The organism is Streptomyces sp. NPDC001530 (assembly GCF_042894545.1).
Taxonomy (GTDB): domain Bacteria; phylum Actinomycetota; class Actinomycetes; order Streptomycetales; family Streptomycetaceae; genus Streptomyces.
The window spans coordinates 103,875-118,484 of record NZ_JBIAVS010000016.1 but is presented as its reverse complement, the minus strand read 5'-3'; the positions used below and the strand labels follow the sequence as shown (position 1 = coordinate 118,484).

14 protein-coding genes are annotated in these 14,610 nt (G+C 70.0%); 4 read left to right on the top strand and 10 right to left on the bottom strand.

Going from position 1 to position 14,610, the window contains the following annotated elements:
* Positions 1-156: 156 nt before the first annotated feature.
* The 4 genes from ACFY0T_RS31270 to ACFY0T_RS31255 form a co-directional block, all read right to left on the bottom strand.
* Positions 157-1,551, bottom strand: coding sequence for an AI-2E family transporter (locus ACFY0T_RS31270; RefSeq protein ID WP_388877848.1), 1,395 nt, complete (start codon positions 1,549-1,551; stop codon positions 157-159).
* A gap of 135 nt (positions 1,552-1,686) precedes the next feature.
* Positions 1,687-2,382 (bottom strand): transglycosylase SLT domain-containing protein, encoded by a 696-nt coding sequence (locus ACFY0T_RS31265; protein WP_388877844.1) that lies wholly within the window; start codon positions 2,380-2,382, stop codon positions 1,687-1,689.
* Between the two features lie 415 nt (positions 2,383-2,797).
* A complete protein-coding gene (locus ACFY0T_RS31260) occupies positions 2,798-4,123 on the bottom strand; it encodes a PhoH family protein (RefSeq protein ID WP_388877841.1) in 1,326 nt (441 codons plus the stop codon).
* 301 nt (positions 4,124-4,424) lie between these two features.
* Positions 4,425-5,198 carry an isoprenyl transferase gene (locus tag ACFY0T_RS31255; protein WP_388877838.1) on the bottom strand — a complete coding sequence of 258 codons (774 nt, stop codon included), beginning with the start codon at positions 5,196-5,198 and terminating at the stop codon, positions 4,425-4,427.
* Positions 5,199-5,374: 176 nt separating this feature from the next.
* Between ACFY0T_RS31255 and mgrA the strand changes: the two genes are divergently transcribed.
* Positions 5,375-6,412, top strand: coding sequence for an L-glyceraldehyde 3-phosphate reductase (mgrA, locus tag ACFY0T_RS31250; protein WP_388877835.1), 1,038 nt, complete (start codon positions 5,375-5,377; stop codon positions 6,410-6,412).
* Positions 6,413-6,948: 536 nt separating this feature from the next.
* The gene (locus ACFY0T_RS31245) at positions 6,949-7,284 is read left to right on the top strand and encodes a DUF192 domain-containing protein (protein WP_388877832.1); all 336 of its coding nucleotides are present in this window, start codon (positions 6,949-6,951) and stop codon (positions 7,282-7,284) included.
* A gap of 204 nt (positions 7,285-7,488) precedes the next feature.
* On the opposite strand, the gene ACFY0T_RS31240 is transcribed toward ACFY0T_RS31245, so the two are convergent.
* Complete coding sequence (locus tag ACFY0T_RS31240) at positions 7,489-7,851, bottom strand: winged helix-turn-helix transcriptional regulator (protein ID WP_388877829.1); 363 nt, start codon at positions 7,849-7,851, stop codon at positions 7,489-7,491.
* Positions 7,852-7,958: 107 nt separating this feature from the next.
* On the opposite strand from ACFY0T_RS31240, the gene ACFY0T_RS31235 reads away from it, so the two are divergent.
* A complete protein-coding gene (locus tag ACFY0T_RS31235) occupies positions 7,959-9,110 on the top strand; it encodes a winged helix DNA-binding domain-containing protein (protein WP_388877826.1) in 1,152 nt (383 codons plus the stop codon).
* 3 nt (positions 9,111-9,113) lie between these two features.
* Here ACFY0T_RS31235 and ACFY0T_RS31230 read toward each other — a convergent pair whose 3' ends face one another.
* Positions 9,114-9,887, bottom strand: coding sequence for a class I SAM-dependent methyltransferase (locus ACFY0T_RS31230; RefSeq protein ID WP_388877823.1), 774 nt, complete (start codon positions 9,885-9,887; stop codon positions 9,114-9,116).
* 85 nt (positions 9,888-9,972) lie between these two features.
* Between ACFY0T_RS31230 and ACFY0T_RS31225 the strand changes: the two genes are divergently transcribed.
* Positions 9,973-10,485, top strand: coding sequence for a DinB family protein (locus tag ACFY0T_RS31225; protein WP_388877820.1), 513 nt, complete (start codon positions 9,973-9,975; stop codon positions 10,483-10,485).
* Positions 10,486-10,965: 480 nt separating this feature from the next.
* Here the strand turns inward: ACFY0T_RS31225 and ACFY0T_RS31220 are convergent, their stop codons facing one another.
* From ACFY0T_RS31220 to ACFY0T_RS31205, 4 genes are all read right to left on the bottom strand, one after another.
* Positions 10,966-11,421: a GNAT family N-acetyltransferase gene (locus ACFY0T_RS31220; protein ID WP_388877817.1), complete on the bottom strand. Its 456-nt coding sequence runs from the start codon at positions 11,419-11,421 to the stop codon at positions 10,966-10,968.
* Between the two features lie 57 nt (positions 11,422-11,478).
* Entirely contained in the window at positions 11,479-12,351 is an 873-nt protein-coding gene (locus ACFY0T_RS31215) for an LLM class flavin-dependent oxidoreductase (protein WP_388877814.1), read from the bottom strand.
* 40 nt (positions 12,352-12,391) lie between these two features.
* Positions 12,392-12,985 carry a dihydrofolate reductase family protein gene (locus ACFY0T_RS31210; RefSeq protein WP_388877812.1) on the bottom strand — a complete coding sequence of 198 codons (594 nt, stop codon included), beginning with the start codon at positions 12,983-12,985 and terminating at the stop codon, positions 12,392-12,394.
* 78 nt (positions 12,986-13,063) lie between these two features.
* Positions 13,064-14,608, bottom strand: coding sequence for a hypothetical protein (locus ACFY0T_RS31205; RefSeq protein WP_388877810.1), 1,545 nt, complete (start codon positions 14,606-14,608; stop codon positions 13,064-13,066).
* Positions 14,609-14,610: the final 2 nt, after the last annotated feature.

Sequence of the window (14,610 nt, the reverse complement as noted above, 5' to 3'; positions counted from 1 at the left end):
ACGTACGGCCGGGGGGGCCCCCCCCCCCCCCCCCCAAACCCCCCCCCCCCCCCCCCCGCCCCCCGGGGGGGGGGGGGGCACCCCCGCGACAAGCCCCCACTCACCCGCAGCCGACAGGCTGGTACGGGACGGGTAGGGGCGGAGGGGGCGAAAAAACTACGGCGCCGGCCGGTGGAGCGGTGCCGCGTCCACCGCCGTGGCGCCGCGAGGTTCCGGCGCCTGGCGGAGGTCGGCCTCGCGGGCGTAGGAGCGCAGGTAGACGACCACCGTGTTGGTGACCGCGACCAGCGGAACCGCGACCACCGCACCGCCGATACCGGCGACCATCCCACCCGCGGCGACCGAGAGAACCACCGCAAGGGGGTGCACCCGCACCGCCCGCCCCAGAATGAACGGCTGCAGGATGTGGCCCTCGATCTGCTGCACCGCCAGCACCACCACCAGCGTCATCACCGCCGTGAACACACCCTGCGTCACCAGCGCGACCACCACCGCCAACGCCCCGGAAATCACCGCACCCACCAGCGGAATGAACGCGCCCAGGAAGATGAAGACCGCCAGCGGGACGGCCATGGGGACGTCGAGGAAGTAGATGCCGAGGCCGATGAAGATGGCGTCGATCAGCGCCACTATCACCGTGCCGCGGACGTACGCCGTGAGCGTGCGCCACGCCCGCGGCCCCGCGCCCGCGACACCCGGCCGGGCGGCGGCCGGGACGAGCTTGAGCGTCCACTGCCAGATCCGCTTGCCGTCGTAGAGGAGGAAGAGGGTGGAGAACATCGTCAGGAGGATGCCGGTCAGGGCTTCCACGATGACGGTCACGCCCTCGAGGCCCGCCGAGGTGATCTGATCGGTGTTCGCGCCGATCGCCTCACGCAGGTTCTTGGCGATCTCGTTGATCTGTTTGTCCGTCACATGGAACGGGCTGTTGAGGAGCCACCTGCGCAACTCGTCGATGCCGTCCTGGATTTGGTCGGAGAGGTTGTCGATGTTCTCCTGGACCTGCCAGACCACGAACCAGCCGACCAGTCCCATGATGACGAAGCCGAGGATCGCGGTGAGCGCGGTGGCGAGCCCGCGCGGTACGCCGTAACGCGTCAGACGGGCCACCGTCGGCTGCAGCAGCGCGGTGATCAGCAGTGCGGCCACGAAGGCCAGCACCACCAGTTGTACGGCGCTGATGACCCGCATCAACACCCAGACGGTGCCCGCGAGTACGAGCAACCGCCAGCCGGCCTCGGCCGCGACCCGCACACCCCAGGGCACGGCCAGGGCGGGGTCGGGGCGCTCGGCCGTCAGCACATGGGCGCTAGGGGCGGAGACGTCCTCGGGACCGCTCGCGGCCGGGGGCGCCGATGCCTCGGTGTCCACCGCCTCCGCCGCCGTCGCCGAGTCCTTGGGGGCGTCGTCCGCACGGACGTCGAGCACGTCCTCCGTGTCGAGGGAGCCCCCCGACTCCTTCTCCACCTCGGCGCGGCGCTCGTCCAACCGCTCCCCCAGCTCGGTCAGTCCGGCGCCCAGCCGGCCGAGCCACCCTGGCACTCGCGACATGATCCGTCCTTTTCCCCCGTTGCTCCCCACCACTCCCCCCGGAGTCGTCGGATCCGACCGTACATGGCCGAAGCCCCTCCCCCTAGGACGGGGAGGGGCTTCGGAAGGTTGAGCGGCCGACGTGCGGCTCGTGGCTCAGTACCAGTGGTTGGCCTGCCAGAACGACCAGGCACCGCAGGGGCTGTCGTACCGTTCGTTCATGTAGTTGAGGCCCCACTTGATCTGGGTGGCCGGGTTCGTCTGCCAGTCGGAGCCGACGGACGACATCTTGGAGCCGGGCAGGGCCTGGAAGAGACCGTAGGCACCGGAAGAGGCGTTGACCGCCTTGTAGTTCCAGCTGGACTCGTGGTCCACGATGTTGCTGAAGCACTGGAACTGGTCGCTCGGCACCATCTGGCGCGCCATCGCCTGGATCTGCGCGACGGTGTACGAGCTCTGGACGGAGAAGCTGGTGGCGTCGCGCGTGGCGGAACGGCTGGCCGCCTCGGCGGCTTCCTTGCGCTCCTTGGCTTCCTTCTCGGCCTTCTCCGCGGCCTTCTGCTTCGCGATCGCGTCCTCGGCCGCCTGCTTGCGGGCAGCCTCCTCCGCGTCCTTCTTGGCGCTCGCGTCCGCGGCGATGGCCTGTGCGTCGGCCTGCTGCGTCAGGGACGCGGTCTGCACCTGGGCCTGCTGGCCCGCAGGTATGTCCGCGAGGAGGGTTGAGTCACTTGCCGTCGCCTCGGCATCGTTGGGCTGGGCGGTGCTGCCCGAGGCAACTCCGACGACGCTTCCGACAGCGGTGACCGCGGTGGCCGAGGCCACTGCGAATCCCCGGACCGAAATCCGGCTCACACGGTTTCCTTCCAGCATCGCCCGCTTCGGTGACCCTGGCGGACGCAATCGTGCCCCTGGCTCTGGTCTCCCAACTGCGGGGTCACGGGAGACACGGGCCCGGTGGGCAACTCCCGCGAGGGGAGCGCCGCGTGGTGCTCGGGCGGCATACGACGGCTCTGTGAAGTTCTGGTGTTTCTGTTGTGCCGTACCGCTGGGGGTACAGGTGTGTCGTATGCGGGGCCTGACAGGAGTGAGACTCTGCCGTAACCGGACGCCGCAAGGCAATTCTGTGTTGCGTGTGAAAGCTCACACCTCGTTTGTCCCAGGTGTTTTCCGGAAACGAGCACACGCCAGGACGCCGCCCGGCTAAGCTCTTCGCCTTTGCCGGACGGCGCCAACTACCGTGTATCCGCCACCCTTTGAACAGGTGGGGTCAGATCTGCCCGTCCTCCAGCATTTCGGTCACAAGGGCAGCAATCTGGGACCTCTCGGACCGGTTGAGGGTCACATGCGCGAAGAGCGGGTGGCCCTTCAACTTCTCGACGACGGCGACCACTCCGTCATATCGACCGACGCGCAGATTGTCCCTTTGTGCCACGTCATGGGTGAGAACGACCCGTGAATTGGCGCCGATTCGGGACAGAACGGTCAGCAGCACATTCCGTTCCAGTGACTGCGCCTCATCCACGATCACGAAGGCGTCGTGGAGGGAGCGGCCGCGGATGTGCGTGAGCGGCAGGACCTCCAGCATGCCGCGCGCGGTGACCTCTTCGATGACCTCGCGGCTGGTGACCGCGGAGAGGGTGTCGAAGACCGCCTGCGCCCAGGGGCTCATCTTCTCCGACTCGGAGCCGGGCAGATAGCCGAGCTCCTGCCCGCCCACCGCGTACAGCGGCCGGAAGACCATCACCTTCTGGTGCTGGCGCCGCTCCAGGACGGCCTCCAGGCCCGCGCAGAGCGCGAGCGCGGACTTGCCGGTGCCGGCCCGGCCGCCCATCGACACGATCCCGATGTCGGGGTCAAGGAGCAGATCAAGGGCGATGCGCTGTTCAGCACTCCTCCCCTTGATGCCGAAGGCCTCCCGATCGCCGCGTACGAGACGGACGTTGCCCTCGGACGTCACGCGTCCGAGCGCCTTGCCGCGCTCCGACTGGATCGTCAGGCCCGTGTGCACCGGCAGCTCGGCCGCCTCGGGGACGTAGGCGTGGCCCACGTCGAAGAGGACGTCCACCTGCTCGCCCGAGAGGGTCAGTTCGGACATTCCGGTCCAGCCGGAGGAGCCCGTGATGGCGAGCTCGGCGCGGTACTCCTCGGCGAGGAGTCCGACGGACGAGGCCTTGATCCTCAGCGGCAGGTCCTTCGACACAACCGTGACGTCGTACCCCTCGGCCTGCAGATTGCGGGCGACCGCGAGGATCCGGGAGTCGTTGTCCCCCAGGCGGTAGCCGCTGGGCAGCACGCTGGGGTCCGAGTGATTGAGCTCGACGCGTACGGTCCCGCCGAGGTCCCCGATCGGGATGGGAGAGTCGAGGCGGCCGTGCCGCACCCGGAACTCGTCGAGCAGCCGCAGGGCCTGCCGGGCGAAGTAGCCGAGTTCGGGATGGTGCCGCTTGGCCTCCAGTTCCGTGACCACCACGATCGGAAGCACGACTTCGTGCTCGTCGAAGCGGCTCAGGGCATTCGGGTCGGCCAGCAGGACGCTGGTGTCGAGAACATAAGTGCGCCGGTCTGGCTTGTGGCGCTTTGTGCTGGTCACCACGGAAGGACGTACCCCCTCGGATGAGGTCGGGGAGCGACGGAGAGGAGCTGGACCGGTCCTGGCCGCGATGCGCGGGCCGAAAACCGGCCCTCCCTCTCGTCCGTACTGACCGCACGGTCGGGCTGGTGCAAAGGGCCTCCCGGGCGGACGGCCCCGTGCCGTCCGCTGAGATCCGACACCCGTGGTTCGGGCATCGACCTGGAAGGCTTATGCCCTCGAACACGCCACGCCATGCCACGGCATATGACGGCGCGTTCGTTAACAGCTGATGACGTGTGTTCCCCAGGGGCCGGGAGAGGGGTCAGCCACCGTAGCGGCGGTGTCGCGCCGCGTAGTCACGCAGGGCGCGCAGGAAGTCGACCTTGCGGAAGGCCGGCCAGAAGACTTCGCAGAAGTAGTACTCGGAGTGGGCCGTCTGCCAGAGCATGAATCCGGACAGCCGCTGCTCGCCGCTGGTGCGGATCACCAGGTCGGGGTCGGGCTGGTCGCCGGTGTAGAGGTGCTTGCCGATGAGGTCGATGTCGACCGCGTCGGCGAGGTCCTCGATCGAGGTGCCCTTCTCCTGGGCGTCGAGGAGCATCGAGCGGACGGCGTCGGCGATCTCCTGGCGGCCGCCGTAGCCGATGGCGACGTTGACGAGGATCCCGTCGACGTGCGCGGTGGACTCCTCGGCCTCCTTCAGGACGGTCTGCATCCCCGAGGGCAGCAGGTCCGGCGTGCCCACGTGGTGCACACGCCAGCGGCCGTCGGCGGCGAGGGTGCGGACGACGCCCTCGATGATGCCGAGCAGCGGGCCGAGCTCCTCTTGCGGGCGGTCGAAGTTGTCCGTGGACAACAGCCACAGGGTGACGACCTCGACATCGGTCTCGGAGCACCAGCCGAGGAATTCCTCGATCTTGTCGGCACCGGCCCGGTGGCCCTGGGCCGTGGTGGAGCCCGCGGCCTTCGCCCAGCGCCGGTTGCCGTCCATGATGACCCCGATGTGCTTGGGCACCTGGTCGTGGTCGAGGTGGCCTTCCACCCTGCGTGCATAGAACCTGACCAGCAGACGGCGCAGGTTGTCGCGCAGGTTCACGTGTTGTCAGCCCCTCCGTGCGGGATCGGACAGGCGCGAGCGAGCACAGTCCCTGTCCGTATGGCGGTCCCCCGTGGCGAAGCCTACCCCCGGACTGTTGCCTTCCGGGGAACACCCCCGGACCCCCGGTTGGGGGTTGCTGGGGGGTGTCAGTGCGCTCACGTAGTTTCCTCTGCATGAACGACATGTCTGTATACCGCGCCGCAACAAGCCGGTACGACGCGATGGAATACCGGCGCACGGGCCGCAGCGGCCTCAAGCTGCCCGCCGTCTCGCTCGGCCTGTGGCACAACTTCGGCGACGACCGCTCGCTCGACTCCCAGCGCGCGATCCTGCGCCGCGCCTTCGACCTGGGCGTCACTCACTTCGACCTGGCGAACAACTACGGGCCGCCGCCCGGCTCCGCGGAACTCAACTTCGGCAAGCTGCTGCAGCAGGACTTCGCGCCGTACCGCGACGAACTGGTCATCTCGACCAAGGCGGGCTACCTCATGCACCCCGGCCCGTACGGGGAGTGGGGTTCGCGCAAGTATCTGCTGTCGTCCCTGGACGCGTCGCTGACGCGGATGGGCGTCGACTACGTCGATATCTTCTACTCCCACCGCTTCGATCCGGACACTCCGCTGGAGGAGACCATGGGCGCGCTCGCGTCCGCGGTCCAACAGGGCAAGGCGCTGTACGTGGGGGTGTCGTCGTACACCAGTGAGCAGACCGCCGAGGCGGCCCGGATCCTCACCGACATGGGAGTCCGCCCGCTCATCCACCAGCCCTCGTACTCGATGATCAACCGCTGGACCGAGGACGACGCCCTGCTCGACACCCTCGAGGACGCCGGCATGGGCTGCATCTCCTTCGTGCCGCTCGCGCAGGGCCTGCTGACGGGCAAGTACCTCAAGGGCATCCCGGAGGGCTCGCGGGCCACGCAGGGCAAGTCGCTGGACCCGAACCTGCTGAGCGACGAGGTCGTACGCCGTCTGAACGGGCTGAACGACATCGCGGCCCGCCGCGGCCAGTCCCTCGCCCAGCTCGCCCTCACCTGGGTGCTGCGTGACGAGCGGATGACCTCCGCCCTCATCGGCGCGTCCAGCGTGGCGCAGCTGGAGGAGAACGTGGCGGCGCTCGCGGCGCCGAAGCTCACGGACGAGGAGCTGAAGGAGATCGACACGTTCGCGGTGTCGACGCCAGGGACGAACATCTGGGCCGGTCGGAGCTGAGGCCGGAGGGCGACGTGACCGCCGGTGGACGCCGGGGCGGGAGGTCGAGCGGGCCACGGGTGGGCGCCGGGGCCGGACGGTGAGCCGGTCGTCGGTGGACGCCGAGACCGGACGGTGAGCCGGTCGTCGGTGGGCGCTGAGTCACCAGGGTCCGCGTCCGCGGGGCCGAGGGGCGCACGGGGGCGTCCGTCGGGCCGCCGCGTGCGGGCAGAAAAAACGGGCCGGTCCGTGGGGGGGAGACGGACCGGCCCGAGGGGGGTTTCCACCATAACCCTTCGTAAGTGATGCTGCGTGCATCGGCGTGCCACAACTACTCTCCGAAATCGCCCGGCGACGCCCCGGTGGGCCCGGAAGCCCCGGTTCAGGGCCTGATCATGGCTGAATCACGGCGGATTCAAAGGAAATCACGGAGGAACCGGAGAGATCCGACGGGTTTGCGCCCGGTTGCGATTTCCTCGCCGACTTGCCCGGATGTACTCCAGCCGGGTGACGCGCGTGGCGAACGCCTGCTTGACGCCGTCGCTAACTTCGCAGTCATGGCCACGTTCACGACTCCCGAGACGCCCGAGCCGGTGCCACTGGAGCCGGCCGTGTCGGCGCGCGCCCGGCGGCGCGGACTGCTGGGCCGCGACGGCATCGAGGGCGCGCTGCTGCTGAGTCCGGCGAACTCGGTGCACACCCTGGGGATGCGGTTCGCGATCGACGTCGCCTATCTGGACCGGAAGTCGCGGGTCCTGGCGGTGCGGACGATGCGTCCGGGCCGGGTCGGGCTGCCACGGCCGCGGGCCCGGCACGTCCTGGAGGCCGAGGCCGGGGCGATGGAGCGGTGGGGGGTGCGGCGCGGGGTGCGGGTCACCGTGCACGCGGAGTGACGTCCCGTCAGGGAGTGGAGGCAGCACCGCGCAGCCCCCTCCACTGCGCGGTGCCACACGCGCAGCTTTGCTCACGCGAATTACCTTGGTCTGAACTTACGTGAGCCGAACAGTCGAGGCGAGCCGCTCTCGATAACGATGTGGAAAACCTGTGGAGATGGGGGTTGTGATGCCCGACACGCATCCGTCATACGGAGGCGCATCTCACACGCAGTGCTCCGCATTGGGATGTTTTCGGTCAATCAGCTCACGCATGTGTCGATCACCCCATTCGCCCAGCGGCAGCAGGGCGGTGTTGAGGGTCTCGCCGAGGTCGGTCAGCGAGTACTCGACCTTGGGCGGGACCTCCCCGTACACCTCCCGGTGCACGATCCCGTCGGCCTCCAGCTCGCGCAGCTGCTGGCTCAGCACCTTCTCGCTGACCCCGGAGACATGGCGGCGCAGCTCCCCGAAGCGCAGGGTTCCGCCCGCGTGCAGCGCCCACAGGATCATCGGCTTCCACTTGCCGCCGACGACGTCCACGGCGGCGTCGAGACCGCAGGTGTAGGGGCCCTTGCCCTTCGACATGGTCAACTCCTCGTCAGGTTCGGCAGGATGGGGCGTCGGGAAGACCCGCGGAAGGATGCCCGGCGCAGCGGACAGGATCTGACCTCTTCGCGGTCTAGCGTCGCCCCATGACGTTGAGGATCACATGGGACGAGGCGAGCGCGCGGCGGATGGAACGGCAGTTCCTGGCCGTTCCCGCGCGGGCCGGGACGCCGGTCGCCGAGGTGGTCGGCGCGATGCTCGGTGCGCACGCCCAGGTGCTGTCGGCGGCCGAGGTGTCGGTGGGGGTACGGGCCGACGGGGTGACCCGGGCGGACGTGCGCGCGGCGCTGTGGGAGGACCGTTCCCTGGTGAAGACGTACGGCCCGCGCGGCACGCTGCATCTGCTCCCGTCCGCCGAACTCCCCCTCTGGACCGCCGCGTTGACGGCCGTCCCCACCGGTCCGAGCCCGTTCCCGCCGGATGTGCGGCTCACCGAGGCGCAGGCGGACGAGGTCGTCGCGGCGATCGGTGACGCCCTGGACGGCGTGTCCCTCACCCTCGACGAGCTGGGCGACGCGGTCGTGGCACGCACCGGGCCGTGGGCCGGGGACCTGGTGATGCCCGCGTTCCAGGAGATGTGGCCGCGCTGGCGGCAGGTGATGCACCGGGCGGGCCGGCGGGGCGCGCTGTGCTTCGGCCCGAACCGTGGCCGCAAGGTGACGTACACACGGCCTCCGCGTTTCGAACCGCTCGGTGCCGACGAGGGGCTCCCCCTGCTCGTACGGCGCTATCTGCGGGCGTACGGGCCGGCGAGGGCGGCGCACTTCGCCAAGTGGGCGGCGGCGCCGCAGGGTTGGGCTGTCGAACTCTTCGCCTCGCTGGCGGACGCCGGGGAGATCGAAGAGGTCGGCTTCGAGGGCGGCCCGGCGTGGGTGGCGGCGGGCGACACGGAGTTTCCGGGCGCGCCGGTGCGCGGGGTACGCCTGCTGCCGTACTTCGACGCGTACGCCATCGGCTGCCGGCCCCGTGAGCTGCTGTTCCCCGGGGCGGCGTACGAGCGTGCCCTCGCCGGCGGGCAGGCCGGGAACTACCCGGTGCTGCTGGTCGACGGCGTGGTCGCCGGGGTCTGGCACCAGCGACGCCAGGGACGGCGTACGACGGTCACGGTGGAGCCGCTGCGACGGCTGACGGCCGCGCGGGAGCGGGAGTTGGTCCGGCAGGTGGAGCGGGTGGGTGAAGTCCTGGAGGCGAAAGCGGAGTTGGTGGTGGGGAAGGTGACGGCGGGTGCGCATGCGTGAGCCTCACGCCCCCTGTTTGCGCGCCTCGATCAGGAAGCGGGTGCTGTGGGCGACGAACGGGCCCTGCGCCTCGATCTGCTCATGCAGGGGGCGGAGTTGGGGTCCGTACTGGTCGACGGTGAAACCGGGGACCATCCAGATCACCTTGCGCAGGAAGTGGACGACGGCTCCGATGTCGTAGAACTCGATGCGCAGCCGCTCGGAGCGCAGGTCCACGATGTCGAGCCCAGCGGCCTCGGCGGCGGTGCGGGCGCGGTCGGGGTGGCGGCCGTTCCTCACGTCCTCCGGCTGCGGGCCGAGGAAGTACTCGACGAGTTCGAAGACGCTCGCCGGGCCGACCTGCTGGGAGAAGTAGGTGCCGCCGGGACGCAGCACGCGGGCGATCTCCGCCCAGTCCGTGTGGACCGGGTGCCGGCTGGTGACCAGGTCGAAGGCCTCGTCGGCAAACGGCAGCGGCGCGTCCTCCGGAGAAGCGACGACCACGGCGCCGCGCGGGTGGAGCAGGGCGGTGGCCTTGGCGACGTTCGGCGGCCAGCCCTCGGTGGTGGCGGTGAGCGGGGGCAGCCGCGGGGCGGAGGCGAGGACTTCGCCGCCGCCGGTCTGGATGTCGAGCGCGGCGGACGCGCGGGCCAGCCGCTCCGCCATCGCCCGGGCGTATCGCCACGAGGGCCGCTCCTCGGTGGCCCGGCCCTCGAACCAGGAGAAGTCCCAGCCGTCCACGGAGGCGGCCTCGGCTTCGGCGACGAGGTCTTCGAAGGAGCGGCTGGTGGCGGTCATGGCGGGGATCTTCTCAGCGGGCACGCGGGGACGCGAGGGAATTTCCTTCGCCGGGCGTGTCAGTGACCGCTGCTACGTTCCGGGCATGACGTCGAATCCAGGGGTCGTCCGGGTGCCGTACACCGGCGGCGAGAAGGAAAGTCTGCACGCGAGTCTCCACCGGCATCGGGACGCGGTGCTGTGGAAGCTGGAGGGCCTCGACGACGAGCAGGTACGACGCGTGATGACGCCGTCGGGCACGAACCTGCTGGGCCTGGTGAAGCACCTCGCGTCCGTCGAGTACGGCTGGTTCTGCTCGACGTTCGGGCGCGAGGTCGAGCCGCTGTGGTTCGACCCGGCCAGTGAGGAGGACATGAGCGCGGGCCAGGAGGAGACGACGGCGCAGATCATCGAGTTCTACGGCCGCGCCCGCGCCGCCGCCGACCGCACCATCTCCGAGCTGTCGCTCGACGACCTGGGCACGTCGTGGAACGGCACGACGGTCTCCCTGCGCTGGGTCCTGATCCGCATGGTCGAGGAGACGGCCCGGCACGCGGGGCACATGGACATCGTGCGGGAGCTGATCGACGGGCGTACGGGGGATCACCGGCCGGGGTGATCGACGCCCAGGCAGTGGTCGTGGGTCGGGGCCGTGCCGGTACATCCGCCCGTCGCCGGTGGATCAGACGTTGGCTTGCAGGGGCCTGTCTCCAGATCCGAACGTAAGCGACGGGCATTTGATGTACCGGCACGGCCCCTCCCGCGCGTCGGCGACTGCGGGTGCGTCTTTCCGCCCATGGAGGGGGCATGTTCAGCCCGTCCGGCGTTCGAGGACCAGGCCGTGGAAGGGGCATGTTCAGCCCGTCCGGCGTTCGAGGACCAGGCCGTGGAAGGGGCGCGTTCAGCCCGTCCGGCGTCCGAGACCAGGCCGTGGAAGGGGCACGTTCAGCCCGTCCGGCGTTTGAGGACGAGGCCGTTCAGGCCGGAGGGGGGTCTGGGGGCGCAGCCCCCAGGTACGGGACGGGTAGGGGCGGAGGGGGCGAAAAACACAGGTGGTGGCCCAAGCCCCCGGTGCCAGGGGCGGGGATCGCGGGCGCGGTCATGCGTCGAGTACGAGCAGGGCGTACTCGTCGTCGCCGTGCAGGACCGTCCCCGCGTGCTGGAAGCCGTGCCGTTCCAGAAGTCGCACCGAGGCGGTGTTACCGGTGAAGGGGTCGGCGTACAGGGGCCGGTGCCGCTCGGCGCGCAGGAAGAGGGCGAGGGCCCGGGTGCCGATGCCACGGCCCCAGTAGGGGCGGCCGAACCAGTAGCCGATGAAGCGTCGTTGCCCCTCCCACCAGGCGACGATGGAGCCGGCCGGTGCACCGTCGACGGTGACCGTCTGGACGAAGCCGGTGCTGTCGCCGAGGATCTTCGTGCCCCAGTGGGTCATGAAGGCCTCCCGCTCCCGGGAGGGGAACCTCGAACGCCGCACCGCCTCCTCGTCCAGCTGCTGCTCGTAGAACAGCTCCAGATCGGCTTCGTCCACGTCCCTCAGACGTACGTCCTCATCCATGCCCACCGAGTGTGGCACCGGCCACTGACACTCACCCCCAGCAGGCGAACCAGGGGCTCAGGGGACCAGCGGGCGCACTTCCTCGGCCACGAATCGTACGAACCCCTCGGGGTCCGGTTCGTCGGCGGTGGGCTGGAGGATGACGGTGTCGGCCCCGGCGTCCACGAGCCGCTGGACGGCCTGGGCGACGGCGCCCGCGTCACCGGCGACTCCGTGCTCCGGTACCGGATCCTCCCCGTTGGCCTCGATCTCGGCGCGCAGCCGGGCGGCGGCGTCGGGCCCGGTGGCGGTGTGGAGGTAGACGACGACCCGGTGCTGGTCGGTCCGTCCCGCCGCCTTCCGTCCCTCGTCGATGAGTTGGCGTGCCCGCCGTACCCCTTCGGGCGCGGTCGCGGCGGTGAGGATGGTGCCGTCGGCGGCCTCGCCGGCGAGCCGGAGCGTACGAGGCCCGGTGGCGCCGGTGAGGATCTCGGGCGCCACGCTCGGCGGCCAGTCGAGGGCGACACCGTCGAGCTTCACGTATCGCCCGTCGGTGGTGACCCGCTCCCCCCGCAGCAGCGCGCGCAGGGCGTCGAGGTATTCGCGCAGCAGCGTCACGGGCGACTCGGCCCGGGCCCCGACCTGCCCCATCCAGTCCTGCACGCCGTGGCCGACGCCGAGGATGGCGCGCCCCGGGAACAGCCGGTGCAGCGTGGCGGCCTCCATCGCGGTGACGGCGACGTTCCGCAGCGGGACGGGCAGCAGGCCCACCCCGACGCGCAACCGCTCGGTCCAGGCGAGCGCGGCCGCCGCGGCGGAAATCCCCCCTTCGAGGAAACAGTCCTCCCACAGCCACAACTCCTCGAGCCCCGCGTCGTCCGCGAGGCGCGCCATGGCACGCAGTCGCTCGGGAGGCAGTTGGGGCCGGAACACAGCACCGAGAGCAGTCATGCGGCCTTCCTACCGACCCCCGGCGTCACGGACAACTGCTTTACGAGCCCGCGGCGTTGGCGGCGGCGCCGGCCTCGGCGCGCTCGTACCGCAGCTGTGCGACACCATTGCCGAAGACCCGCGCCTCGATGAGCCGGAGCCGGGTCAGGGCGTCCGCTTCCGGGAACAGGGGCTTACCGCGCCCGATCAGCACCGGATGGACGTACACCCAGAACTCGTCCACGAGATCGTGCCGCATGAACGCGGCGGCGAGATCGGCCCCGCCGAGCCCGAGATCCCCGCCCGGCTGCTCCTTGAGCGCCCGGATCTCCTCGGGCACGACCTCGCGCACGATGGTGGTGTGCCCCTCGGCGCGCTGGAGCGTCCGCGAGAACACCACCTTGGGCATGTTCCGCCAGATCCCGGCGAACTCCACCACCTCGGGCGTGCTGTCCGGGTCCTTGTCGGCCGTCGGCCAGAACCCGGCCATCAGCTCGTACGTCACCCGCCCGCTCAACAGGGCCCCCAGCTTCCGGATCTCCCGATTGAAGTGCCGGTGCAGCTCGGCGTCGACCTGATGCCAGTCGATCTCACGGTTCGGCCCCTCGATGAACCCGTCAAGGGACACCGACATCATCAGGATGATCTTTCGCATCACGGACCTCACCGACGTTGTCTCACTGCTCAGGGGCGCGACCAGTCAATCAGGAAGTGCCCCGCCCGGCCCGCTCTGTCAGGCGCAGCGTCCGTCCGGATGGGCCGTCGGGGCGATACGGAGCTTGGCGAGGGGAAGTTTCAGGGCTCGACCACGGTCGGGATGCTTCTTGGTACCGGGCTCCCAGAGGACCACCGTGCCGCCCGAGTCTCCGAGCATGAGGTAGGGCCGGGAGGGCACGAGCGTGCCGCCTTGTACGGGGATCTCCCCCGGCTGCGTGCCGGCGAGGGGACGGGCGCAGACCCATTCCGGTTCGATGCCGTAGTACGGAGCCGGGGTGTCGCCGTACGCGGCCGCGCGGCGGGCGGCGACACCGGCGTCGCGGGCGGGCCCCAGCACCACCGCATCGGACACCCACACCGCCACCAGGATCAGCATCGTCGCGACCAGGGTTCCCAGGACCAGACGGTCCTCGCCCGGTAGATGGTTGTTCCTGATGAGGCCGTAGGCGGCGGGACCGATCAGCAGCACCAGGACCGGCGCCGCCCAACGCAGAGCCGCGTAGAGCTGCCAGAACGCGGGTACGCCCACCTCTCCCAGGTCCACCCCGAACGCGTCCAGGTAGGCGAGGTGCACGAAGGATCCGACCCCGGGGAAGGCGCCGAACGCGAACGGGAGCATGGCGGGCAGAACCCACGGCACCCACGTCCGCCACGTTCTCTGCCGGATGAACAGAATCAGCCCCCGGAAGACGAGGAACACGCCTCCCAGGATCAATGCCGCGACCGTTCCCCTCCATGAGGTGCGGTCGTCCCCGAGCATCCAGCCGAAGGCGAACACCGCTCCCCAGGTCATGAGGAACGCGACAGCCATCTCGCGCCGTCGCATCCCCTCGCTCTCGCGAAGCCACTGCACCAGCAGCAGGACCGATCCCCCGGTGGCCACCACCAACCCGAGGAGGCTGATCATCACGAGGTCTGCGGCCCCATGACCGATCGCGTTGGGCAACAGTGCCGCGCACACCATCGTGACGAGCCACAGATAGATCTGACGTTGAAACATGAGTCGGCGGGCCCACCTCATCCCGTACCGGGACTCGGGTTCCTTGATCGTGGGTCTCACCCGGATCCCGGGCGGGGTAGCCTCCACGCCCGGAAGCGGACGGCGTGCCAGGCTCAAGGCCTCGGCCTCCGTGGCCGCCTGGACATCTCGCCCGGTGTCACGCAGCCGGACACGGATGACGAGACGCCGGACACGGGTCCACGCCCACGCGGGTATGTGCCCGGGCGGCACGGCCGGCAGGTCCACATACGGACGCCACAGGAAGCGCCGCCTGCTGTCGGGCTGCAACCGCTGCGCCGCCAGCGCGTGCAGATCCAGCCGGTACCGCAGTCCGACCTGCTCCAACTGGTACCGCGCGCCGCGCACCGCCCCGCTGTACGCCCCCTGCACCCGCACCTCGACCGTGTACGTCACCTCGTGCAGCCGGCGCCCCGTCGGGTGTGTGGCCGGCTCCAGGATCGGCCAGCCCCGCTGGGCACATGCCTCCTCGAAGAGTTCGCAGTCGGTGCGCAGGCCGTTGAGGCTCACCAGTACGACGATGCGGTGGTTGAACTTGGCCAATC

Bases quoted from the DNA above. Each gene is read 5' to 3' on its own strand.
- ACFY0T_RS31270 (WP_388877848.1), bottom strand. From the start codon at position 1,551: ATGTCGCGAGTGCCAGGGTGGCTCGGCCGGCTGGGCGCCGGACTGACC.
- mgrA (WP_388877835.1), top strand. From the start codon at position 5,375: ATGAACGACATGTCTGTATACCGCGCCGCAACAAGCCGGTACGACGCG.
- ACFY0T_RS31245 (WP_388877832.1), top strand. From the start codon at position 6,949: ATGGCCACGTTCACGACTCCCGAGACGCCCGAGCCGGTGCCACTGGAG.
- ACFY0T_RS31240 (WP_388877829.1), bottom strand. From the start codon at position 7,851: ATGTCGAAGGGCAAGGGCCCCTACACCTGCGGTCTCGACGCCGCCGTG.
- ACFY0T_RS31235 (WP_388877826.1), top strand. From the start codon at position 7,959: ATGACGTTGAGGATCACATGGGACGAGGCGAGCGCGCGGCGGATGGAA.
- ACFY0T_RS31230 (WP_388877823.1), bottom strand. From the start codon at position 9,887: ATGACCGCCACCAGCCGCTCCTTCGAAGACCTCGTCGCCGAAGCCGAG.
- ACFY0T_RS31225 (WP_388877820.1), top strand. From the start codon at position 9,973: ATGACGTCGAATCCAGGGGTCGTCCGGGTGCCGTACACCGGCGGCGAG.
- ACFY0T_RS31220 (WP_388877817.1), bottom strand. From the start codon at position 11,421: ATGGATGAGGACGTACGTCTGAGGGACGTGGACGAAGCCGATCTGGAG.
- ACFY0T_RS31215 (WP_388877814.1), bottom strand. From the start codon at position 12,351: ATGACTGCTCTCGGTGCTGTGTTCCGGCCCCAACTGCCTCCCGAGCGA.
- ACFY0T_RS31210 (WP_388877812.1), bottom strand. From the start codon at position 12,985: ATGCGAAAGATCATCCTGATGATGTCGGTGTCCCTTGACGGGTTCATC.